Here is a 20,650-nt window from a genome sequence, read left to right on the forward strand (position 1 = left end):
TCGCCGGACACTACCGACAGCAGGCGCGCCGTCATCGCATCGGCGCGTTCGGAAAAATTCTCCGGCAGGCGGCTGATGTGATTCAGCGTGTTCTCAATAAACAGCAGGCTGGTGGCGATCTCCATACAGATCGCATCGCCCGGCCGCGAATGCGCAGCGTGGCGAGCAATGCCGTTGAGTTCGCGCAGCAGCTTGGACAGCGACGGCGCGTTGAGCCGGCTGCCGGCCTCGCTCAAGCCGTGCATTTCCTGTTCGAAGGCGGAGGCGGGGCTGGCGTCGCCGCTGGCCAGCCGGTCCCACATGTTCTTGGCTTGCGCCAGGCGATCCTTGGCAGTGCTCAAGGCATCCAGGCTGATCTGGCCGTAGTGGCGTGTGCTGTAGTCGGCCGGCACCAGGCCGTTGAGTCGGTAAGCGACGCGGATCTGGGTCGCCAGCTTTGATGTCTGCTCGATGCCGGCGATAAAAAACAAGGCATCGCGCAACAACCGTTCCGAAATGCTCGACGAACCCTGGCTCAAGCGCCGCAGCTGCAGGTTGATGCGAGCGAACAGCTGCTTGACGTAGAGCTCGTTCGATATCTGCGCGCTGGCGACTGCTTCGGCAAAACCATGCATCACCCACCAGAACGCGCGCGATTGCTGGTTGCGCTGCATCTGTTCGACTTCCGTCACCACCCCTTGCATGGCGGTGGCGTTTTCCAACTCGATCGCCTTGTCGGCGCTTTTCAGGAATGGCAGCAGCGCGCGTTCGAAGCGCTTGCGCAATGGCAGGTAGACGTCCGCCTCAACCACCGCAGCCAGCTCCGCCGCCGGGAAATGCGGGCGGATCGTCAGGTCGGGGAAAAACAGGTCGGCCGGATGGATGCGTTCGGCGCCGCGGATTTCCAGCAGCGCCTGGTAATAAGGAAACAGGCGCACCGGCTGGTGGCTGCCGCCGGCCAGCACTTCGTCCAGGTATTCGATCAGCGCCTGGTAGGCATTGCCGATAATCTGCACATGTTGCGCGCTCAGCTCGGCATGGCCGGATTCTGCGCGTTCGAGTATGTCTTCAACCGTTTCGGTGATGATGGTGACGCCGTCGATGTCGACCATCTGCAAAGCGCCGTGCGCCTGGTGCAGATAGGTCTTGGCGTGGCGGATCGCTGTCAGGTAATCGTCGCTGGCAACGTCGCCGGCCTGCGCCAGGGCGGCGCCGGACTGGTTCAGCGCCTCGCGGATTTCGCTCATCACCCATGACAACGGTCCGGTATCAAGATGCGTCCGCGCAGAATCAGCGGTGCTGGAAAAATCGGTGGTCATGACTGCCTCATGGATTCAGGGAGTGGCCAGGGAATCGACCACGATGCATATCCATCGCCCAAGCACGCGACAGCAGCGCAAACCCGGGAAAGGATGCCGCGCCTGCTGATCCCGATTCAACAACAACAACAACAAACGGGACAGCAAACGCGGTGCCACACATTAATTGGTCACGCGGAAACGCGATACCGAGCTCTTCAAATCTTCCGCCAGCTTGGACAGTTCACGAATCGACAAGGCTGTCTGTCGTGTACCTTCCCGTGTTTTTTCGGTAACTGAAAGAATGTTTTGAATGTTGGTAGCCACGCCGTTTGCCGAGTTGGCCTGCTGCTCGGTAGTGGAAGAAATGCTTTGGATCAGTTCCGCCAGCCGGTTCGAAACGCGCCGGATGTCCGACAAGGCCGCACCGGCCGCATCTGACAGCTTGGCTCCTTCGACCACCCCTTGCGTCGAACGCTCCATCGCCACCACCGCATCGTGGGTGTCGGTCTGAATCGTACGCACCAGCGCGCCGATCTGCTTGGTCGCCGCGCCGGAACGTTCCGCCAGGCGCTGAACTTCTTCCGCCACCACCGAGAATCCGCGTCCGGCTTCGCCGGCGGATGCCGCTTGGATCGCCGCATTCAGCGCCAGCACGTTGGTCTGCTCGGTAATGTCGGAAATCAGTTCGGTGATTTCACCAATTTCCTGGGACGATTCACCCAGCCGCTTGATGCGCTTGGAAGTTTCCTGGATGTGTTCGCGGATTTCATTCATGCCTGAGATCGCGTTTTCCACCGCCTTGGAACCTTCTTCCGCCGCGCTAACCGATTGCCGCGCCACCTCGGCCGACTCGCTGGCCGATTTGGACACGTCGGTAATCTGGGTCGCCATGTCCAGGACCGCTTGCGTGGTTTCCTGAATATCGCGCGACTGCCGTTGCGACGCCGCCAGCAGTTCGATCGAAATGCTTTGCGCCTGATCCGACGCGATCGTCACCTGCTGGGCGGTGGCGGTAACCCGGCCGACCAGCCCGCGCAACTCTTCCACTGTGTAGTTAACCGAGTCGGCGATCGCGCCGGTAATGTCTTCCGACACCGTCGCCTGCACCGTCAAGTCACCGTCCGCCACTTCCTGCAATTCATTCATCAGGCGCAAAATCGCGGCCTGGTTCTGGTCGTTGGCGTTACTTGCATCTTCTTCCTGCTTGATCGCCTGCAGGCGCTGTTCTTCCGCTTCCATCCGGCGCACGTCAGCTTCGTGGGTACGGTGACGTCCATCCTGCACCTGGACCCAGGCAATGCCGGCAGCTGCCAGCAGCGTAGTCAGGGCGGCCAGCAGCATCAGCCAGAACCAGATGCTTTGCGAGTCCTGCGCGTCGCGATAGGTGTCCTGCAAGGCGCCCAGGCGTTGCTTGAGGTTTTCGTTCTCGGTAAAGATCAGCTGTTCCGATTGTTTCGCCGAAACGAAGTTCTGCATGTTGCCCAGGATCGATGCCACCGATTCCTGGTATTCGGCAAAGCTCTTTTCCAGTTCGGTCAGCTTGCTGCGTTCTTCTTCGCTCTTGCTGGCCGGCAGGCGCAATACATCGCTGCCGTTCAGGAAGCCGCTGACGATGTCGCGGAAAGTATTGGTGTCCTTGCCCAGCAAGAACGCGGTTTCCGGGTTCACACCTTCCGAGGTCAGGAATTCATTCGCGCTACGGCCCAGACGCTGAGTCAGCATGACCAGCTGCGAGGAAGCAGCGATTTCGCGCGGGGTAGCGCCAGTCTGTGTTTTCAGCGTCGCGATCTGCTCCGACAAGTCGAGCAGGTTAGGCGAGATACCGTTCAGTTTTTGCAGCGTCACGCCGAAGCTGGTCAATTCCTTTTGCAGCTTGAGGATGGTGTCCGCGGCCTTGTCGGTATTCGACCAGACCTTGCTGACATCGGCCAGCTTGGAATCCATGGTGGCGCTAGGGGTGCCGATATCGTGACCCTTGTAGTCGCCGCCCTTGCTCAAGATGCCCAGGTCCTGGTTGAATTCCTTGCGGCTGTCGGCCAGCTGCTTGAACGCTTCAGGGTTACCCTGAATCGCATTCGGCGTCGCCTTACCAATACGCTGCGAGTGCATCAGCGCGTCGCCGGCGATCTGGGTCTGGGTCGAGCTCATCGCCGAACTCTTGGCGCTAAGCCACAGGAACAGGATGGTCAGCAGCAAGGCGCCGACCAGCACGGTCACCAGCAGGCGGATCTGCTTTTGCTGCGGCAGTTTGCCGATCAGCGGCAATGGCGACGAGTCGGGGCTGGCAATGCTGGAGGCGGCACTGGCGAAAGACGGTGCGGCGGCGGATTCATTGACAGCTTCCCGCGGAGCGGCGGCAAACGTCGGAGCTGGGGCCGCGGCCGGCTGCGGCGCCGCGATCGGCGTCAACAACGGCGCAGGCGACGGTTCAGGAATGAAACGCTCTTCCATCACAGTCTGCTCCGGATCATGCATCAATGCTTCCTGCACGAAACGATCGCCCGCTTCGCCCTGCTCTTCCTTGGCCGCCTTGGATAAAGACGGTAGTTTGAATGCCATTACAGAATCTCCTAATTGCAAATTCGCTGCCACCGAGTACCGCCGCTGTTGCAACGGCACCTGGGACTCATAAACCTACTTGTAAAAAACGAGGGTCGTGCAAGATCTGGGCCATGCTCAGCTCGGTCCAGAGCTGCGAGTCACTGTCGAGATAGCGTTTGGCGCCTGCCTGATCCAGTGATTCCGGGGCTTGCAAGGTCATTTGGGCGACGTTGCGCAAGCCCAGGACGCGGGCAACCAGCAGGCCGCTGTTGAATGAAAACGATGGTGCAAAAGCGACAATCCGGCATTCCTTGTCAATTTGCGTCACCCCATGGCCCTGAAAACGCGCAAAATCGATCACGCTGATCAGCGTGCCGCGCACATTGCTCAGTCCCAGGTACCAGTCGTGGGTCAGCGGCACCCGCGAGATCTGGTCGACGGCGACGATTTCACCTGCCTCTTGCAAATTCAGCAACCACCGGGTCTGCCCGATCAGCAGACCCAGCTGGCTTTCCTGCGCTTCGCTGCCGCTGCGCGCGGCTTGCATCCGCTCCAGCAAGTGCGCCTGGAATTCACGCAGCCGGCTGCGGCGCGAGTCAGCGTCAAGTGCGACCTTGTTGACGGGTAGCGACGTGGGCGATGTTTCTGCCGGCAAATGCGAGCTTGATTGGGTCATATTGATTGGCGCTCTTTTGGCGTAGCTCGGTTTAAATCCGGAGACGTTGGATTCAGCGCTCGATTAACCAAGCGCTGCTATTTTTGCCAGCAGTTCCTTGGGATCGATAGGTTTCACCAGGTAGTCGCGCGCACCTTGCCGCAAACCCCAGATACGGTCGGTTTCCAGGCCCTTGCTGCTGCAGATGATGATGGGAATATCCTTTGTGTCCTCGTCGCGCGTGATCGAGCGCGTCACCTGGAAGCCGTTCTGGCCCGGCATCACCACATCCATCAGGATCAGTTGCGGTTTGTCAGCCTTGATCTTGTCGAGGATGCCTTCGCCGTTTTCGGAGGTCGACACCGAGTAGCCGGCCTTCGCCAGGATATCGGTCAGGACATAACGCTCGGTTGGCGAGTCGTCGACGATGAGAATCTTCTGTATGGGCATGTTCAACCTTTATTTGCTTCGTACTTCAAATGATGTAAATCAGTCAGCCTGCTTCTGGATCCTGCTTCTAGACCCTGCTTCAGGCAGTAACCGGGACGGCACCGTCCGCCGTCTGCGTGTGCTGGCGCACCGCCTTCAGCAGACTGTCTTTGGTAAACGGTTTGGTGAGATATTCGTCGGAGCCGACCATGGCGCCGCGCGCGCGGTCAAACAGGCCGTCCTTGGACGACAGCATGACCACCGGCGTAGCGTGGAATTTGGCGCTCTTCTTGATCAGGGCGCAGGTCTGATAGCCATCCAGGCGCGGCATCAGGATGTCGCAGAAGATCAGCGCAGGCTTGTGATCGTTAACTTTCGCCAAGGCATCGAAGCCGTCTTCGGCAAGTACCACCTGATACCCAGCCTGGCTCAGGAAAATCTCCGCAGAACGCCGGATTGTGCTGCTATCGTCAATTACCATTACCTTCAGGTTGACGCCGCCAAGTGATGTTGTCATGAAATCGTCTCATTCAATCCAAATAAATCTACGGCGTCACTGTAACAAAGAAAGACATTCCTTAGAACAATGTTTCTTAAGGGTGAGCCATAAAGTTCAATTTATTTTGTAACTTGAGACGATAACTTGATATTCCTGCAATGAAAATGTGGTATTTGGCTTAAATGGCAACCATTTCAAAGTCTTCCTTGCGCGCGCCGCATTCCGGGCAGGTCCAGTTCATCGGGACATCGTCCCACAGCGTGCCGGGAGCAATGCCTTCTTCCGGCAAACCGGCCTCTTCGTCATAGACCCAGCCGCAAATCAGACACATCCAGGTTTTGAACTCAGTTTTGATAGTTTCGTTATTGCTCACAGCGGTGATCCTTCAATCAAGTAAAATGCAAAGTCGGATATCTTAATCTACCCGCCGTGCAAAACCAAACTTCTCCACTTATATTGACCTTCGGCGTTGCCGATCCTGTCGGCGCCGCCGGCATCCAGGCTGACCTGGCCACTTTTTCGGCCATGGGTTGCCACGGCCTGTCCGTCATCACCTCGATCCTGATCGGCGACACCGCCCGCATCGAAGACACCCAGCAGATCGATGCTGACTGGGTGGCTGACCAGGCGCGCGTGCTGCTGGAAGACATGCCGGTGGCCGCCTTCAAGGTAGGCGCCGTCGGCAGCATCGAAAGCGTTTCGGTGATCGCCGAGATCGTCTCCGATTATCCTGAAATCCCGCTGATTCTAGACCCTTTTTTATCGGCCATGCCAGATCAGGGACAAGACAGCGAAGACCTGCTGACCGCGATCCGCGAACTGCTGGTTCCGCAAACCACGGTGATGCTGGTATCGGCAGTGGAACTGGCGCGCCTGGCCGAAACCTGGCGCGAACCCTCGTCCGAAGACATGATGAGCCTCGACGCCATGCGCATCATCGAACTCGGCTGCGAATATCTGTTCGTGACCGGCACGCCGACCCCGGCCGCCGAAATCGGCAACACCTTGTTCAATGAAACCGGCGTGGTGCGGCAAGACAGCTGGCCGCGCATTTCCGGCTCTTTCAGCGGCGCCGGCACCACCTTGTCGGCGGCGATCGCAGCGATGCTGGCCAACGGCCTGGACGTGCCGGAAGCGGTGTCAGAAGCGCAGGAATTCACCCTGGCGGCAGTCACCGCCGCGCAACGGCTGGGCATGGGCAAGCTGATCCCGGACCGCTATTTCTGGGCCCGTGAAGAAGGCCTGGAGCGGCGTGACGAGGATGGCGGCGAGGCTTCCTGATTTTTCCGTGCATTTGCCAAACACGGCGCGCGACGGCATCTGCCACGGCATCTGCGACCGCATCTTTCCACACTTATTTTTCGACGATCAAGACATGATTTCCAACAACGACACCCTGTTTGCCCGCGCCCAGCTGACCACTCCCGGCGGCGTCAATTCGCCGGTGCGCGCCTTCCGTTCGGTAGGCGGCACGCCGCGCTTCATCACCCGCGCCGAAGGCCCGTATTTCTGGGATGCCGACGACCGCCGCTATATCGACTACATCGGCTCCTGGGGCCCGGCGATTGTCGGCCACGCCCACCCGACCGTGATCAAGGCAGTGCAGGACGCCGCCGCGCGCGGCCTGAGTTTCGGTGCGCCGACCCAGGGCGAAGTCGAGATCGCGGAAGAAATCTGCAAGCTGGTGCCGTCGATAGAACAGGTGCGCCTGGTCTCGAGCGGCACCGAAGCCACCATGAGCGCACTGCGCCTGGCGCGCGGCGCCACCGGCCGCGACAAGATCGTCAAGTTCGAAGGCTGTTACCACGGCCATGCCGATTCGCTGCTGGTCAAGGCCGGCAGCGGTTTGCTGACCTTCGGCAATCCAACTTCGGCCGGGGTGCCGGAAGATTTCGTCAAGCACACCCTGGTGCTCGACTACAACAACGCCCAGCAGCTGGAAGACGCCTTCAAGGACATGGGCGACCAGATCGCCTGCGTGATCGTCGAGCCGGTTGCCGGCAATATGAACCTGGTGCGCGCTACGCCGGAATTCCTGCAAACCATGCGCCGCCTGTGCACGCAATACGGCACGGTATTGATTTTCGATGAAGTCATGTGCGGTTTCCGTGTGGCGCTGGGCGGCGCGCAAGCGCTGTACGACATCAAGCCGGACATCACCGCGCTCGGCAAGGTGATAGGCGGCGGCCTGCCGGTGGCGGCCTTTGGCGGCCGCGCCGACCTGATGGGCCACATGGCGCCGCTCGGCTCGGTGTACCAGGCCGGCACGCTGTCCGGCAACCCGGTGGCAGTGGCGGCCGGCATGAGCACCCTCAAGCTGATCCAGGAGCCCGGTTTCTACACCAGGTTGGGGACCCAGACCAGCAAACTGGTCAACGGCCTGAGCGCGGCGGCGAAAGAAGCCGGCGTCACTTTCAGCGGCGATGCCATCGGCGGCATGTTCGGCCTGTATTTTGCGGCGGCGGTGCCGGATAGTTATGCGACCGTGATGGCGTCCAACAAGGACCTGTTCAACAAATTCTTCCATGCCATGCTGGACGCCGGCGTGTACCTGGCGCCGTCGGCGTTCGAAGCAGGTTTTGTATCGGCGCAGCACGACGACGCAGTGATCGAAGCCACCATCGCCGCCGCGCGCGGCGCATTTGCACAGCTGGTTTAACCCTGCATGCGGGGCGGTTTCCCGCCTCGCTGTCCATTCTCAGTTCAGCCAGCCGCGCCGGCGGAAATACCAGAACGGCGTGATCGCCGAAGCCACCATCAGCACCAGCGCCAGCGGATAACCCATGTGCCACTCAAACTCCGGCATGAAACGGAAATTCATGCCGTAGATGCTGGCGATCAGGGTCGGCGGCAGGAACGCCACCGAAGCCACCGAGAAGATCTTGATGATCTTGTTCTGGTTGATGTTGATGAAACCGACCGTCGCATCCATCAGGAAGTTGATCTTGTCGAACAGGAAAGCGGTGTGGCCGTCCAGCGATTCGATATCGCGCAGGATCTGCCGCGCATCCTCGAACTGGTCGACGCTCAGCAGGCGGCCGCGCATCAGGAAACTCACTGCGCGGCGCGTATCCATCATGTTGCGCCGGATGCGGCCGTTCAAGTCTTCCTCATGCGCCATGGCGCTCAGGGCTTCGGCCGCAGCCTGGTCGGTCAGTTTCTTTTGCAGCACGCGCTGGCTGACCTCGTCCAGCTGCTTGTATACGCCCTCCAGGGCGTCGGCGGAGTACTCGGCATCGGTCTGGTACAGGTCCAGCAATACGTCCTTGTAATCGCCGATAGAGCCCGGCCGCGAGCGCGCGCGCATGCGCACCAGGCGGAACACCGGCAAATCCTCCCCGTGCACTGAAAACAGGATATTGCGCGCCAGGATAAAGGCGACCGTGACGGTCGATGACGGACCGTCATCTTCTTCGAACAGGAAATCGGTGCGCAGGTGCAGGTCGCCGTTTTCGGCTTCGTAATAACGGGCGGACGCCTCGATATCCTTGACCTCGTCTTCACCCGGCAAGGTCACGCCGTAGATACTCTTGACCCAGGCCCGCTCCTGGTCGTTCGGTTCGGTCAGGTCGACCCATACCGGCTGCACTTTCTCGAGATCGCTGTGGCTCTCGATGTTGACCTGGTTGAGGCGGCCGTTTTGCAAAACAAATACATTGATCATGCTTACCTCGACTGTTTTTCAGGGAAGTTGCTTTTCAGTTTCTTGCGTCCCGACAACGGGAATACGCTGCAAATTAAACAACTTCTGACAGGGCGTATATTAAGGCAATTCAGCCGATCCCATGCGCCGTAAAATCAGGCCGGTGCGCTGCGACAGGTAAGCCGAGCCGCGGTTCTTGTCGTAGAAACGCGGCTTCGGCAGCATCACCGCCAGCCGTGCGGCCTGGCTGGCGCCAAGGTTGCTGGCAGAAGTCCTGAAATAATGCTGGGCCGCAGCCTCGGCGCCGAACACACCGTTGCCCCATTCCACCACGTTCAGGTAGATTTCGAATATGCGTTCCTTGTCCATCCAGAACTCGAGCATGTAGGTAATGACCAGCTCCTGCCCCTTGCGCAGGTAACTGCGCTCGCCGGACAAGAACAGGTTTTTCGCGAGCTGCTGCGTGATGGTGGAACCGCCGCGCACCACCTTGCCCTTCTTGGTGTTTTTTTCGTAGGCCTGCTGCAGGGCATCCCAGTCGACGCCGTCATGCTCGGAGAAATTGGCGTCTTCCGAGGCGATGATGGCGCGCTTCAGGTTATTCGAGATGCGCGCGTACGGCACCCATTTGAATTGCAGCTGGGCGTCAGGCACGGTTTCATGCAACTCCGACAAGCGGTGCCGCATGAAACTGGTGGAGCTCGGATTGTGATCGACCCACCAGCCGATCTGCAGGAAAAAATACAGCTGCAGCAGCAGGACGGCCGCAATCAGCAGCATACATAAGCGCAACAAAAGCGTGCCGACTGACTTCATCCCCGTTCCCTGCAAATGATTAACTGAACTTAAAGCTGCGCGCGCAAGGCGGCAAATACCGCATCAGTGCGTGGCCGCACCCCGCGCCAGATAAAAAACGATTCCGCCGCCTGTTCCACCAGCATGCCTAGCCCGTCGCGCACCCGGGCCCCATGGCTGGCGGCAAACTGCATGAATATGGTCGGCTGAGGGCCGTACATCATGTCGTAGGCCAGCGTCGCCGGACCGAATACGCTGGCGGCCAGCGGCGGCAGCTCTGCCTGCAGGCTGGCGGAGGTGGCGTTGATCACCAGGTCGTACTGCTGCGTTGCTTCGGCAAAACCGCAGGCGCTCAATATGCCGTCGGCGCCGCTGTATGGCTGGAACTGCTGCACCAGCTGCTGCGCCTTGGCCGCGGTGCGGTTGGCAATCGTCAGTTGCGCCGGCTGGCGCTCCAGCAGCGGCAGCAAGACGCCGCGCGCCGCGCCGCCGGCGCCCAGCAGCAGGATTTTTTTATGCGCCAGGTCGAAGCCGGCATTGTCCATGATATCGGTGACCAGGCCGACGCCGTCGGTGTTATCGCCGAGTATGTCGCCGCCGTCGAATTTCAAGGTGTTCACGGCGCCGGCAGCCTGCGCCCGAGGGGTCAGGCTGCTCGCCAGCGCATAAGCTTCCAGCTTGAACGGCACGGTGACGTTGGCGCCGCGGCCGCCCTGCCCGATGAATTCCTGCACTGCTGCGACAAAGCCGTCGAGCGGCGCCAGCAAGCGTGCATAACCCATGTCTTGGCCAGTCTGGGCGGCAAAGTGGGCGTGGATGTCGGGCGACTTGCTGTGCGCAATCGGATTGCCGATCACTACGTAAGCCGCGGTTATCTTTGCCGTCACTGGTTAGCTCCCCCCATCAGTTGCGCTTCGAGCACGCCTTCACGAGTGAATTCGAAAGTGGAGATCACTTCCCACACATCATCTTTGCCGCTGCTGCGCATGTTCTCGGGGAAACGTCCGAACGGAGCGGAGCGCTCAATGATTTTCAGGGTGGCGCGATCCAGCTCGGGATTGCCTGAGCCGCGCTCGATCCGGGGGCCGCCCTCCCTGGTGTACAACGAACCGTCCTGGTAAATCGGAATGTACACCACCAGCCGTCCATACAGGTTGCGGCCGTTCTTTTTCGGAAAATTCAGCGTGCCCAGTTTTTCAACCTTGTCCTGGAACGATTTGTAATAGGCGGCGTAACCGACGGCACGGGTGCTCGGCGTAATCTGCGTCTTTTTCGGCCGCTTGTTGTAATCGTCGATATTCTTGGCGATTTCCGCTTCCTTGCGGGCAATCGCCTTGGCGCTCTCGACCATGTCGCGGCCGCTAGGCTGCGGCGTGTTGTCGCTGGCCTTGTCGTTGAGGTCCATGACCGGCATCTTCAGCGGCGTTTCCTTGCGCATCTGCGCCAGCATCTGTTGCTGCTGCTGTTCCAGCTGTTCGATCCGGCGCCTGGTGGCCTGCACGTTGTCGCCGTCTTCCGACTTGCGCATGTCGGGCAGCGGCGACTTGGCGCGGCCGGCATCAGCATTGCCGCCGCCGTCCAGGTTGGCTTGCGCCAGCGCCTCCGCCTTGACCGGCTTGGTGTTGTGCTTGGCATTGACCAGGATCACTTCCAGCAACGGGTCGGTAGGTTTCAGCCTGAACGCTTCCGGCGCGGCAAAACGCACCGCCAGCAGCCCCGCATGCGCCAATACCGACGCCGCAATGGCGCCGACCAGGATTCGATTTTGGAAAAAGGATTTCACGCGTGAGCTAAAAGTGGCTATAAAAAAGAGGGATTCTACGGCAAAGAGAGGTGCAGAGAGATGCCTACGGGAAATTTACCGTCGCTTTCTTCCGCTTGCCGCGAGAGTTCATTCCGTTAGTGGCTTGATCTCCTCGATGGCGCTCCCGGGCTCGGCGGCCGCATCGCCCACCGGATCCTCCGATGGCGCTTCCTCTGTCTCATGCGTCGTCTCATGCGGCATGTCCATTGCCGCATCCAGCTCTTCCGAAATTTCCTCTTCGTCCTCCGGCTCCAGCTGCTGGGCCTCAGTGCTGGGCGCCGCAGAGACTTCCAGCAAGCGCGCCTCGACCGTCAGCTCGACCTCATCCCAGCGCAGGATGTCCAGCTTGACCTGGGTGCCGCGCGCCAGCTGTTGCATGCCTGGCAATTTGATGATCAGCGGGATCTCGGCCAGGCGCAGGATTTCGTCCTTCAGCACCGCCGCCTCGACCTGGCGCGTTCCATGCTGCGCCTGTTCCTGGCCCAGCCAGCGTAAGCACCAGTAGCGCTCCATGTTCGACTGGAAGTCGCCATAACCCGAATAAGCGGCGTCGAAGCCGGATACGATGGCGAACAGATCGGCATCGCGCGGCTTGAATGGCGCTACCAAGGGCGCAGCGACCCCGCCTTCGACGCAAGCCAGGATCTGCCACTGGTTGACCAGGTCGGTATACCGGCGCAAGGGCGAGGTGCTCCAGGCGTACTGGTCGACTCCCAGCCCTTGATGCGGCGCCGCGTGGGTCACCATGCGCACCTGCATCTTGGCGGCCCAGCCGCCGCTGCCTCCGCCCTGCGCCCGGTAGATGCCCGGCACGCCGTGGTCGGACATCAGCTTGCCCCAGCTGCTGTTGGCGAAGATCATCAGTTCCGCCACGATCTTGTCGAGCGGCGCACCGCGCTTGCGGCGGGCGATGGTGACTACCTCGTCTTCCACGTAGAAGTTGAAATCGACGCGGTTGTTCTGTTCAGGCCGCAAGCCGAAGCTTTCGCGCTTGGCCATGCGGCCCTGCTCCAGGACTTGTATCCATTTCCACAACAAGGCGATGTCGGCCTTGTGCGGATACTCGCCGGCGTCGTTGGCGAGATTGTCCTCGGTCACCAGTTCGTCCAGCGTGTTGTGGCGCAGGTTGGCTGAAATCGGCACCAGTTCGGCCTTGGTCTCGGTGCTGACCAGGCTCCAGTCGGCAGGATCGAGGGTGGCGTACAAGGACAGCGCCGGGCAGTTCTTGCCTTCGGCCAGGGTGAAGGCTTCGACTAGCTCGTCCGGCAGCATGGTGATCTTGTCGCCCGGCATATACACGGTCGACATGCGCTGGCGCGCGATCGCATCCAGCGCGTCGCCGCGCTTGATGCCCAGGCCCGGCGCCGCGATATGGATCCCGACCCGCACCTTGCCGTCCGCCAGCGTCTGCACCGACAAGGCGTCGTCGATTTCGGTAGTAGTGACATCGTCAATGGAAAATGCCTGCACCGGCGCCAGCGGCAAATCCGCTACCGCTGGAATGACGATCTTGGGAAAACCGGAACCCTTGGGGAAAAATTCCAGCAGGAACCTGGAGAGATGCAATTGCTTCGGTGAGGCGATGCCGCCTACCGTCAGCATCAGGCGCTGCGGCGAGGTCTGCAATTCATTACAGGCGGCTTCCAACGCCTTGTATTCGATGCTGTTCTTGTCCGGCTTGAACAGCAGCTGCAGCGCCAGCGGCCTCATCACTTCCGGCAGTTGCCCGGCCTTCAGCTGCGCAACGTATTCGGCCTGCACCAAGGCTTGCTGCTTTTTCTTTTCGATGCCGGCCTGAGCCGCTTTCAGCGAGGTTTCCGGCGCCGCCTTGTAACGGCCCTTGCCCTTTTTATAAAAATAGATCGGCGCCGTGTGCAGGCTCAGCAGCAAACCTGCGGCTTCGGCCGGCAACGGCGCATGACCAAAATATTCCGCACCCAGCTCGGCAAAACCGAATTCTTCCTGGCCCGCGACTTCCCACAGGAAATCGAGCTCTATCCCTTGCGCGATCTGCTGCGCTTCTTCCAGCAGCTGTTGCGGCGTCGGCGCGGTGAATTGCAACAGCACATCCTTGGATTTGACCTTGCTGCGTTTGCCCGACTGCAGTTCGACCTGATAGGCCTCGCCTTGCTGCGACAGCACAACACCTGCTTTAAAGTCCCCGGACTCTTCAAAAAATAGATTCATTGCATACTTTACTTGTGGATTCCTGATGATACCGCTGCCAGCTGTGCCGCAGCGTCAAATGAATGTTGTTGATAGGCCGGAACAATCTGCCGGGAAAAACCTGGAGCGGCCAGCGATGCCATCGCCTTCGGATCCGGCCGCGCCCTGCGCAATTGTTCGATCTCGGGGAAAAATACTTCTGTCACCAGCATTACGCCGGTTTTGCGGCGGAAGGTTGAGCGCCTGGCCCACAAAGGATAGGCAAAACCGCCGGCGCCGGTGGCGGCGCACATGCGCTGCACCAGCGGATGATCGTGATCGAGGCGGGCAAACTGCAGCTGTCCGCGCGCCACCAGCGGGTCGCCGAATAGCGTGGTGCCTAGTGAGCGCTCACCCAGTGTACTGAAGAACGGCCATTCGGTGGTGGTGGCATCCAGCGCCACCACCGTGTGCCCCAGCACCATCGGACGGTCGTCGCAGCGCAGCAAGACATCCCGTTCCTGCACCTGCAGGCGGCGCGGCAGCTCTATCCTTTGCCACTCGTCGGCCAGGCACAGCGCGCGCTGCTGGCGCAGGCGCTGGACCCGGAACTGCTGGCAGTGCGCCATCAGCTTGTAGGTCAGCGAGACGCGGTCGGTCAGCCAGTCGCGCAGATTATCGGAAGGATGGACGCCATTGGCATGGTCATGCCATTTGGCGTAGGTGCGGGAGCGCGGCATCAGGTGCTCGCAGCCGGTGCAGGTCCATCAGCGACGGCAATTCCGCAAAATGCCAGCACCGCGTCGGCATATTCGGCGAACTCGCTGATGCCGTGGTCGCTGCCTTGGATCACCTGTTGCCTGGCTTGCGGGTAATGGCCTACCATTTCCTGCCAGTCCAGCACTTCGTCGCCGGTGGCGGCTATCAGGAAATAGCGCTGCGGCCTGGTGATCCGGTCGATCTGCAACGCCTGCAGCTCGGCGATGTACTCGCGCTTGAATTCAAACGGCTGGTCGGAATGGTATTGGGTGCTGACGCCGACATATTTTTCCAGGTCGCGCGGCGGCTTGACCGCCGGATTCAGCAGCACCGCGCGGCAGCCGAGCTGCTCGGCCAGCCAGGTGGCGTAATAACCGCCGAGCGATGAACCGACCAGGGTCAGTGCGGCCGGGTCACAGTCCCTGATGCAGTCCTGCGCCAGGGCGATCGCGGCTGCCGGCGAGGCAGGCAGTTGCGGACACCGGTATTCGGCCGCCCTTCCCAGCTGCTGCATGCGCTCAGCCAGCAAGCGCGCCTTGAACGATTGCGGCGACGAGCGGAAGCCGTGCAGGTACAGAATCATTGCGAACCAGACAAGGACAGTGCCGCAAGAATCTTTTGATGGACGCCGCCGAAACCGCCGTTGCTCATCACCAGCACCTGGTCGCCCGGCCTGGCGGCCTTGGCTATCGCCGCCACCAGCTGGTCGAGCTCGTGGTAAGTACTCGCTTTGGCGCCCAAGGGCTGCAGCGCCGCGGCCAGGTCCCAGTCCAGCGCATCCTTGCCGGTTCCGCTGGCGCCATAACCGAACACCAGGTCGGCCTCATCCAGGCTGCCCGGCAGCGCTTCTTTCATGGCGCCCAGCTTCATCGTATTCGAACGTGGTTCCAGCACCGCCAGGATGCGCGCCGCGCCGACTTTCTTGCGCAGGCCGGCAACCGTGGTGGCGATGGCGGTCGGATGGTGGGCAAAATCGTCGTACACCGCAATCTCGCGCACCGTGCCGCGCAATTCCATGCGGCGCTTCACATTTTCAAAACGGGACAAGGTGTCAATGGCCTGGGCCGGCGGCACGCCGACATGGCGGGCGGCGGCAATCGCAGCCAGGGCGTTCATGCGGTTATGTTCGCCGCTCAGCTCCCATTGCACCGTGCCCTGCGGCTGGCCATTGAAGCTGACTTCAAAATGGCCGTTGTCCTGTGTGTACAAAGCCCAGCCTTGCCGATCGCCGCCGAAAAATTCCTTTTCGCTCCAGCAGCCGCGGTCCAGCACCCGCTGCAATGCCGGTTCGCGGGCATTGACGACCAGCCGGCCGACGCCCGGGATGGTGCGCACCAGGTGATGGAACTGGGTTTCGATCGCCGCCAAGTCGGGAAAAATGTCGGCGTGGTCGTATTCCAGGTTGTTCAGGATCGCGGTCTTGGCGTGGTAATGGACGAATTTGCTGCGTTTATCGAAAAATGCCGTGTCGTACTCATCGGCTTCGATGACAAAGAACGATGATGGTGTTGCACCCTCTTTACCCGACAAACGCGCCGAGATGCCAAAGTTCATCGGCACGCCGCCGATCAGGAAACCCGGATCGTAGCCGGCGTCCTCCAGGATCCAGGCCAGCATGGCGGAGGTGGTGGTCTTGCCATGGGTGCCGGCTACCGCCAGCACCCACTTGTCGCGCAGGATGTGCTCGCCTATCCATTGCGGCCCGGAGACATAAGGCAGGCCACGGTTCAGGATTTCTTCCATCAAGGGATTGCCGCGCACCACCACGTTGCCGATCACGTACAAATCCGGCTGCAAGGCCGTCTGTTCCACGCCGAAACCCTGGATCAGGCTGATTCCCTGTGCTTCCAGCTGGGTGCTCATCGGCGGGTACACATTGGCGTCGCAGCCGGTGACTTTATGCCCGGCCTGTTTGGCCAGCACTGCCAAACCGCCCATAAAGGTGCCGCAGATGCCAAGGATATGAATATGCATTCTTGAATTTCACTATGCTGAAAAGAGGATTACCGTGATTTTACCTGAGCGGCTGCTGCACCCGGTAGCCGCGCCAGGAAAAAGTGACATGTAGGGAAAACCCGGCGGCAGTTTCGGATTCCGCTTAGTTCCGTATTCGAGGGGCGGCATGACGCCGGCAGGGAAATCGATTTATCATGCCGCTCATGGCATCCAATCTCTCACCTGAACTAGAACAGCTGCGCGCGGAAATTGCCGCCGCGGCGGCCCGCATGATTGCCGAAGACGGCGCCGACTATGGCACCGCCAAACGCAAGGCGGTGGAACTGTGCGTCGGCGGCAAACGTGGCGGGGGCAAAGCTCGTGGCGACTTCCTGCCCGATAACGCCCAGATCGAAGAAGAAGTCCGTATATATAACGAATTGTTCTTTGCCGGCACGCAACCGGCACGGCTCTTGCATTTACGCAAGATTGCTGCGGAAATCATGGCCGAACTGGTGCAATTCAATCCCTATCTTACCGGCGCAGTCCTCAACGGCACTGCCGGCGAGCATTCGGACATCTATTTGCATTTGTTTGTCGACAGCCCCAAAGATGTAGAAATTTTCCTTTTTAACAAGAATGTGCAATTCGAAGTGTCCAGCAGCCCGCCGCTTAAAACCAGCGGTAATAATGACCCGGTAGAAACCCTGAGTTTCATGTATAAGAAAGAGGGCCTGCATCTGACCCTATATGAAACCGACGATTTGCGCGGTAGTATCAGGGCCGCGTCCGGCAAACGGGCCGACCTGAATACCGTACTCGCCCTGATCGATAAAGAAGAAGATTGATGAAAAGAAATATATTGGTATTTGTGCCGATCGCCATCCTATTTTGCGCGATCGGCGTTTATTTTGGCATGCAACGACATACCTCGGCAGCGCCGGAAAGCGTGGCGGTAGCGGCCCTGCTGGCCCAGGAAATGCCTGATGCCAGCGGTAAGGCCAGCGCCTTGTCGCAGTGGAAAGGCAAACCCCTGGTCGTCAATTTCTGGGCAACCTGGTGCGCACCCTGCGTGGAAGAGATGCCGGAACTGAATGCCCTGCAAACCGAAATAGCGGCCAAAAACATTCAGGTTGTAGGCATCGGCATCGATTCTGCCGATAACATCGCAAAATTTGCCGACAAATACAAAATCTCCTACCCTTTGTATGTAGCGGGTACCGGCGCCACCGCGCTGCTGCGGCAGTTCGGCAACCAGAGCGGCGGCCTGCCTTTCACCGTCTTGATCGGCCGCGATGGCGCAGTGAAAAAAATGTACCTGGGCAGCATCAAATTCGACGAATTGCGAAAAGACTTGGCATTGCTATAAGATGAAAACTTACTGCAAAAACATTTAACAATGCCAGACTGAAATTTCACAGAAACAAATTTCCCCTTGCCAGTCAACGTCATTTGACGGCAAAATGCGGCCATCGTCGTCAAACGGAGCACCATCTCCATGGCAAAAAATATACTTCTACTCAACGGACCCAACCTGAATTTGCTGGGTACAAGAGAGCCAGAAGTCTACGGTTCGACCTCGCTGAGCGATATCGAACAAGCAGCTCGGGTCCAGGCAACTGCCGCTGGGGCCCGGCTTGAGCACTTCCAAAGCAATCACGAAGGCGCCCTGATAGACCGCATCCATGCGGCCAAGGCAGAAGGCGTCGACGCCATTGTGATCAACCCGGGCGGGCTCACGCACACCAGCGTCGCCCTGCGCGACGCATTGAGCGGAGTGGCAATCCGTTTTGTCGAGGTCCACATCTCGAATATCCACCAGCGAGAAGCGTTTCGACATCATTCCTATTTATCGGATGTCGCTGTGGGAGTCATTTGCGGTTTAGGCGTGGATGGCTATCATGCAGCAATTGATTTTGCCATTAAGAAACTCTAGTTGATAATCTTGCAGCAGCGCGGCGTTTGCAGATCCCTTTGCAGCGCCGGATTGCGTGTCATAAAAACGAAAATAGCTTTTCATTATTTATTCTGAAGGATTGCATATGGATTTGAGAAAACTCAAAACGCTGATCGACCTCGTCGCTGAATCAGACATCGAAGAGCTGGAAGTGACGGAAGGCGAAAGCAAGGTCCGTATCGTCAAGTCGTCTGCATCCCAGCAAAACCAGGTTGTCATGATGCAACCGCAACACCAGCATCCGGCCCAGTACCAGGTAGCCGCACCGGCGCCAGTGGCTGCCGCGGCGCCGGTAGAAGTGGCCGCCGTACCGGAAGGCCATATCGTCAAATCGCCTATGGTCGGCACCTTCTACCGCTCATCGGCGCCCGGTTCGCCGGCATTTGTCGAAATCGGCTCGGAAATCAAGGAAGGCGGCACGCTGTGCATCATCGAAGCGATGAAACTGCTCAATGAAATCGAAGCCGACGCTTCCGGCGTAGTGAAGAAGATACTGGTGGAAAACGGCCAGCCGGTCGAATTCGGCCAGCCGCTGTTCATCATTGGTTGATAGATTTGTACCGAGCGATCTGTACCGAGAGAACTACCGAGTAGCCTGCACGGCGGCATCCGCTCATCCGGGTCCCGCCGTTCTGGTTGCCAGTGCGGGCCTTTGCACGAAGGCCGCATTGTCAACCCAATGCTTGATAACGCTTAACTCTTAGCGACGCATATACCAATTACTATGTTTGAAAAAATCCTTATCGCCAACCGCGGCGAAATCGCCTTGCGCATCCAACGCGCCTGCCGTGAAATGGGCATCAAGACCGTCATGGTCCATTCCGAGGCAGACCGTGACGCCAAGTATGTGAAACTGGCGGACGAATCGGTCTGTATCGGGCCGGCGCCGTCCAGCCTGAGCTACCTCAACATGCCGGCCATCATCAGCGCAGCTGAAGTCACCGACGCCGAGGCCATCCACCCAGGCTACGGCTTCTTGTCCGAAAACGCCGATTTCGCTGAGCGGGTAGAACAGTCAGGTTTTGTTTTCATCGGCCCGCGGCCGGCGAACATCCGCCTGATGGGCGATAAAGTATCGGCCAAACAAGCCATGATCCGCGCCGGCGTGCCCTGCGTGCCCGGCTCGGAAGGCGCGTTGCCGGATGATCCGAAGGAAATCGTCAAGATTGCGCGCAAGATCGGCTACCCGGTCATCATCAAGGCGGCCGGCGGCGGCGGCGGGCGCGGCATGCGCGTGGTGCACACCGAAGCGGCGCTGGCCAATGCGGTGACCATGACCAAGACCGAAGCCGGCGCCGCGTTCGGCAATCCGGAAGTGTATATGGAGAAGTACCTGGAAAATCCGCGCCACGTGGAAATCCAGATCCTGGCCGACCAGTTCAAGAACGCAGTCTGGCTGGGTGAGCGCGATTGCTCCATGCAGCGCCGCCACCAGAAAGTGATCGAAGAAGCGCCGGCGCCGGGCATCCCGCGCAAGGTCATCGAAAAAATCGGCGACCGTTGCGCCGAAGCTTGCCGCAAGATGGATTACCGCGGCGCCGGCACTTTTGAATTCCTGTATGAAAACGGCGAGTTCTACTTCATCGAAATGAACACCCGGGTCCAGGTTGAACACCCGATCACCGAAATGATCACCGGCATCGACATCGTGCAGGAACAGATCCGTATCGCCGCCGGTGAAAAACTGCGCTTCCGCCAGCGCGATATCCAGCTCTCCGGCCACGCCATCGAATGCCGCATCAATGCCGAAGATCCGTTCAAGTTCACGCCGTCGCCAGGCAAGATCCTGTCGTGGCATGCGCCTGGCGGTCCTGGCATCCGGGTCGATTCCCATGCCTACGCTGGCTATTTCGTGCCGCCGCATTATGATTCGATGGTCGGCAAGGTGATCTCTTACGGTTCCACCCGTGAGCAGGCGATCAGGCGGATGCAGATCGCCCTGTCCGAGATGGTGGTGGAAGGGATTCAAACCAACATCCAGCTGCACCGTGAACTGATGATCGACGCCCGTTTCATCGAAGGCGGCACCAACATCCACTATCTGGAACACAAACTGGCCGAGCGGCCGGTAGTGGCCAAGGAAACGGATAAAGCGGCAAAGAAATAAGGATTCCCTTCAGGGAGTCTCCATTACACAGTAAGGCATCTGATGAGCTGGACCGAAATTGTTATTGAAGTTGCCCTGAGCGACGCCGAAACGCTGTCTGA

20 protein-coding genes and 1 pseudogene are annotated in these 20,650 nt (G+C 59.6%); 7 read left to right on the plus strand and 14 right to left on the minus strand.

All coding sequences use genetic code 11. The features are described 5' to 3' along the window. From JWQ61_RS12145 to JWQ61_RS12170, 6 genes and pseudogenes are all read right to left on the minus strand, one after another. Nucleotides 1-1,298 (minus strand): annotated as a pseudogene (locus tag JWQ61_RS12145) (hybrid sensor histidine kinase/response regulator); the annotation flags it as partial. Between the two features lie 162 nt (nt 1,299-1,460). Further along, complete coding sequence (locus tag JWQ61_RS12150; protein WP_304360754.1) at nt 1,461-3,839, minus strand: methyl-accepting chemotaxis protein; 2,379 nt, start codon at nt 3,837-3,839, stop codon at nt 1,461-1,463. Nucleotides 3,840-3,906: 67 nt separating this feature from the next. Further along, nucleotides 3,907-4,497 (minus strand): chemotaxis protein CheW, encoded by a 591-nt coding sequence (locus JWQ61_RS12155; protein WP_304360755.1) that lies wholly within the window; start codon nt 4,495-4,497, stop codon nt 3,907-3,909. A 63-nt stretch (nt 4,498-4,560) separates the two neighbouring features. After that, nucleotides 4,561-4,926 carry a PleD family two-component system response regulator gene (locus JWQ61_RS12160; protein WP_041742982.1) on the minus strand — a complete coding sequence of 122 codons (366 nt, stop codon included), beginning with the start codon at nt 4,924-4,926 and terminating at the stop codon, nt 4,561-4,563. Nucleotides 4,927-5,005: 79 nt separating this feature from the next. After that, nucleotides 5,006-5,422 (minus strand): PleD family two-component system response regulator, encoded by a 417-nt coding sequence (locus JWQ61_RS12165; protein ID WP_304360756.1) that lies wholly within the window; start codon nt 5,420-5,422, stop codon nt 5,006-5,008. Nucleotides 5,423-5,582: 160 nt separating this feature from the next. After that, nucleotides 5,583-5,735 (minus strand): rubredoxin, encoded by a 153-nt coding sequence (locus JWQ61_RS12170; RefSeq protein ID WP_038495022.1) that lies wholly within the window; start codon nt 5,733-5,735, stop codon nt 5,583-5,585. Between the two features lie 98 nt (nt 5,736-5,833). Between JWQ61_RS12170 and JWQ61_RS12175 the strand changes: the two genes are divergently transcribed. Both JWQ61_RS12175 and hemL read left to right on the plus strand, forming a co-directional pair. Further along, nucleotides 5,834-6,685 carry a hydroxymethylpyrimidine/phosphomethylpyrimidine kinase gene (locus JWQ61_RS12175; RefSeq protein WP_304360757.1) on the plus strand — a complete coding sequence of 284 codons (852 nt, stop codon included), beginning with the start codon at nt 5,834-5,836 and terminating at the stop codon, nt 6,683-6,685. Nucleotides 6,686-6,779: 94 nt separating this feature from the next. Beyond that, entirely contained in the window at nt 6,780-8,063 is a 1,284-nt protein-coding gene (gene hemL, locus JWQ61_RS12180) for a glutamate-1-semialdehyde 2,1-aminomutase (RefSeq protein WP_304360768.1), read from the plus strand. A gap of 39 nt (nt 8,064-8,102) precedes the next feature. Here hemL and corA read toward each other — a convergent pair whose 3' ends face one another. From corA to mpl, 8 genes are all read right to left on the minus strand, one after another. Next, complete coding sequence (gene corA, locus JWQ61_RS12185; protein WP_304360758.1) at nt 8,103-9,068, minus strand: magnesium/cobalt transporter CorA; 966 nt, start codon at nt 9,066-9,068, stop codon at nt 8,103-8,105. A gap of 99 nt (nt 9,069-9,167) precedes the next feature. Next, nucleotides 9,168-9,863 carry a monofunctional biosynthetic peptidoglycan transglycosylase gene (mtgA, locus tag JWQ61_RS12190; protein ID WP_041741239.1) on the minus strand — a complete coding sequence of 232 codons (696 nt, stop codon included), beginning with the start codon at nt 9,861-9,863 and terminating at the stop codon, nt 9,168-9,170. A 29-nt stretch (nt 9,864-9,892) separates the two neighbouring features. Continuing rightward, nucleotides 9,893-10,729, minus strand: a complete 837-nt coding sequence (aroE, locus tag JWQ61_RS12195; protein ID WP_304360759.1) for a shikimate dehydrogenase — start codon at nt 10,727-10,729, stop codon at nt 9,893-9,895. Beyond that, nucleotides 10,726-11,625, minus strand: coding sequence for a TonB C-terminal domain-containing protein (locus tag JWQ61_RS12200; protein WP_304360760.1), 900 nt, complete (start codon nt 11,623-11,625; stop codon nt 10,726-10,728). Before JWQ61_RS12200 ends, aroE begins: the two co-directional genes overlap by 4 nt. A gap of 108 nt (nt 11,626-11,733) precedes the next feature. Then, on the minus strand, nt 11,734-13,833 hold the full coding sequence (locus JWQ61_RS12205; protein WP_304360761.1) for a ribonuclease catalytic domain-containing protein: 2,100 nt from the start codon (nt 13,831-13,833) through the stop codon (nt 11,734-11,736). Nucleotides 13,834-13,841: 8 nt separating this feature from the next. After that, the gene (locus JWQ61_RS12210) at nt 13,842-14,531 is read right to left on the minus strand and encodes a chorismate lyase (RefSeq protein ID WP_304360762.1); all 690 of its coding nucleotides are present in this window, start codon (nt 14,529-14,531) and stop codon (nt 13,842-13,844) included. After that, a complete protein-coding gene (locus JWQ61_RS12215) occupies nt 14,531-15,133 on the minus strand; it encodes a YqiA/YcfP family alpha/beta fold hydrolase (protein WP_304360763.1) in 603 nt (200 codons plus the stop codon). The genes JWQ61_RS12210 and JWQ61_RS12215 overlap by 1 nt, the downstream gene beginning before the upstream one ends. Next, nucleotides 15,130-16,524: a UDP-N-acetylmuramate:L-alanyl-gamma-D-glutamyl-meso-diaminopimelate ligase gene (gene mpl / locus JWQ61_RS12220; protein WP_304360764.1), complete on the minus strand. Its 1,395-nt coding sequence runs from the start codon at nt 16,522-16,524 to the stop codon at nt 15,130-15,132. Before mpl ends, JWQ61_RS12215 begins: the two co-directional genes overlap by 4 nt. Nucleotides 16,525-16,700: 176 nt before the next feature. On the opposite strand from mpl, the gene JWQ61_RS12225 reads away from it, so the two are divergent. From JWQ61_RS12225 to accC, 5 genes are all read left to right on the plus strand, one after another. After that, entirely contained in the window at nt 16,701-17,333 is a 633-nt protein-coding gene (locus JWQ61_RS12225) for a hypothetical protein (RefSeq protein WP_304360765.1), read from the plus strand. Next, a complete protein-coding gene (locus JWQ61_RS12230) occupies nt 17,333-17,854 on the plus strand; it encodes a TlpA disulfide reductase family protein (RefSeq protein ID WP_304360766.1) in 522 nt (173 codons plus the stop codon). Before JWQ61_RS12225 ends, JWQ61_RS12230 begins: the two co-directional genes overlap by 1 nt. Before the next feature lie 129 nt (nt 17,855-17,983). Next, entirely contained in the window at nt 17,984-18,421 is a 438-nt protein-coding gene (aroQ, locus tag JWQ61_RS12235; protein ID WP_014004768.1) for a type II 3-dehydroquinate dehydratase, read from the plus strand. A gap of 106 nt (nt 18,422-18,527) precedes the next feature. Continuing rightward, the gene (gene accB / locus JWQ61_RS12240; RefSeq protein ID WP_120237153.1) at nt 18,528-18,992 is read left to right on the plus strand and encodes an acetyl-CoA carboxylase biotin carboxyl carrier protein; all 465 of its coding nucleotides are present in this window, start codon (nt 18,528-18,530) and stop codon (nt 18,990-18,992) included. Nucleotides 18,993-19,166: 174 nt separating this feature from the next. Next, entirely contained in the window at nt 19,167-20,549 is a 1,383-nt protein-coding gene (gene accC / locus JWQ61_RS12245) for an acetyl-CoA carboxylase biotin carboxylase subunit (protein WP_304360767.1), read from the plus strand. Nucleotides 20,550-20,650 lie beyond the last annotated feature (101 nt).

Origin of the sequence: Collimonas fungivorans (assembly GCF_028292705.1) — a bacterium.
GTDB lineage: Bacteria > Pseudomonadota > Gammaproteobacteria > Burkholderiales > Burkholderiaceae_D > Collimonas > Collimonas fungivorans_B.

Excerpts from the sequence above, each read along its gene's own strand:
- JWQ61_RS12165 (WP_304360756.1), bottom strand. The coding sequence starts at position 5,422 with ATGACAACATCACTTGGCGGCGTCAACCTGAAGGTAATGGTAATTGAC.
- mpl (WP_304360764.1), bottom strand. The coding sequence starts at position 16,524 with ATGCATATTCATATCCTTGGCATCTGCGGCACCTTTATGGGCGGTTTG.
- mtgA (WP_041741239.1), bottom strand. The coding sequence starts at position 9,863 with ATGAAGTCAGTCGGCACGCTTTTGTTGCGCTTATGTATGCTGCTGATT.
- JWQ61_RS12155 (WP_304360755.1), bottom strand. The coding sequence starts at position 4,497 with ATGACCCAATCAAGCTCGCATTTGCCGGCAGAAACATCGCCCACGTCG.
- hemL (WP_304360768.1), top strand. The coding sequence starts at position 6,780 with ATGATTTCCAACAACGACACCCTGTTTGCCCGCGCCCAGCTGACCACT.
- JWQ61_RS12225 (WP_304360765.1), top strand. The coding sequence starts at position 16,701 with ATGCCGCTCATGGCATCCAATCTCTCACCTGAACTAGAACAGCTGCGC.
- JWQ61_RS12230 (WP_304360766.1), top strand. The coding sequence starts at position 17,333 with ATGAAAAGAAATATATTGGTATTTGTGCCGATCGCCATCCTATTTTGC.
- JWQ61_RS12210 (WP_304360762.1), bottom strand. The coding sequence starts at position 14,531 with ATGCCGCGCTCCCGCACCTACGCCAAATGGCATGACCATGCCAATGGC.
- JWQ61_RS12170 (WP_038495022.1), bottom strand. The coding sequence starts at position 5,735 with ATGTGTCTGATTTGCGGCTGGGTCTATGACGAAGAGGCCGGTTTGCCG.
- JWQ61_RS12215 (WP_304360763.1), bottom strand. The coding sequence starts at position 15,133 with ATGATTCTGTACCTGCACGGCTTCCGCTCGTCGCCGCAATCGTTCAAG.
- JWQ61_RS12150 (WP_304360754.1), bottom strand. The coding sequence starts at position 3,839 with ATGGCATTCAAACTACCGTCTTTATCCAAGGCGGCCAAGGAAGAGCAG.
- JWQ61_RS12160 (WP_041742982.1), bottom strand. The coding sequence starts at position 4,926 with ATGCCCATACAGAAGATTCTCATCGTCGACGACTCGCCAACCGAGCGT.
- corA (WP_304360758.1), bottom strand. The coding sequence starts at position 9,068 with ATGATCAATGTATTTGTTTTGCAAAACGGCCGCCTCAACCAGGTCAAC.
- accC (WP_304360767.1), top strand. The coding sequence starts at position 19,167 with ATGTTTGAAAAAATCCTTATCGCCAACCGCGGCGAAATCGCCTTGCGC.
- aroQ (WP_014004768.1), top strand. The coding sequence starts at position 17,984 with ATGGCAAAAAATATACTTCTACTCAACGGACCCAACCTGAATTTGCTG.
- accB (WP_120237153.1), top strand. The coding sequence starts at position 18,528 with ATGGATTTGAGAAAACTCAAAACGCTGATCGACCTCGTCGCTGAATCA.
- JWQ61_RS12205 (WP_304360761.1), bottom strand. The coding sequence starts at position 13,833 with ATGAATCTATTTTTTGAAGAGTCCGGGGACTTTAAAGCAGGTGTTGTG.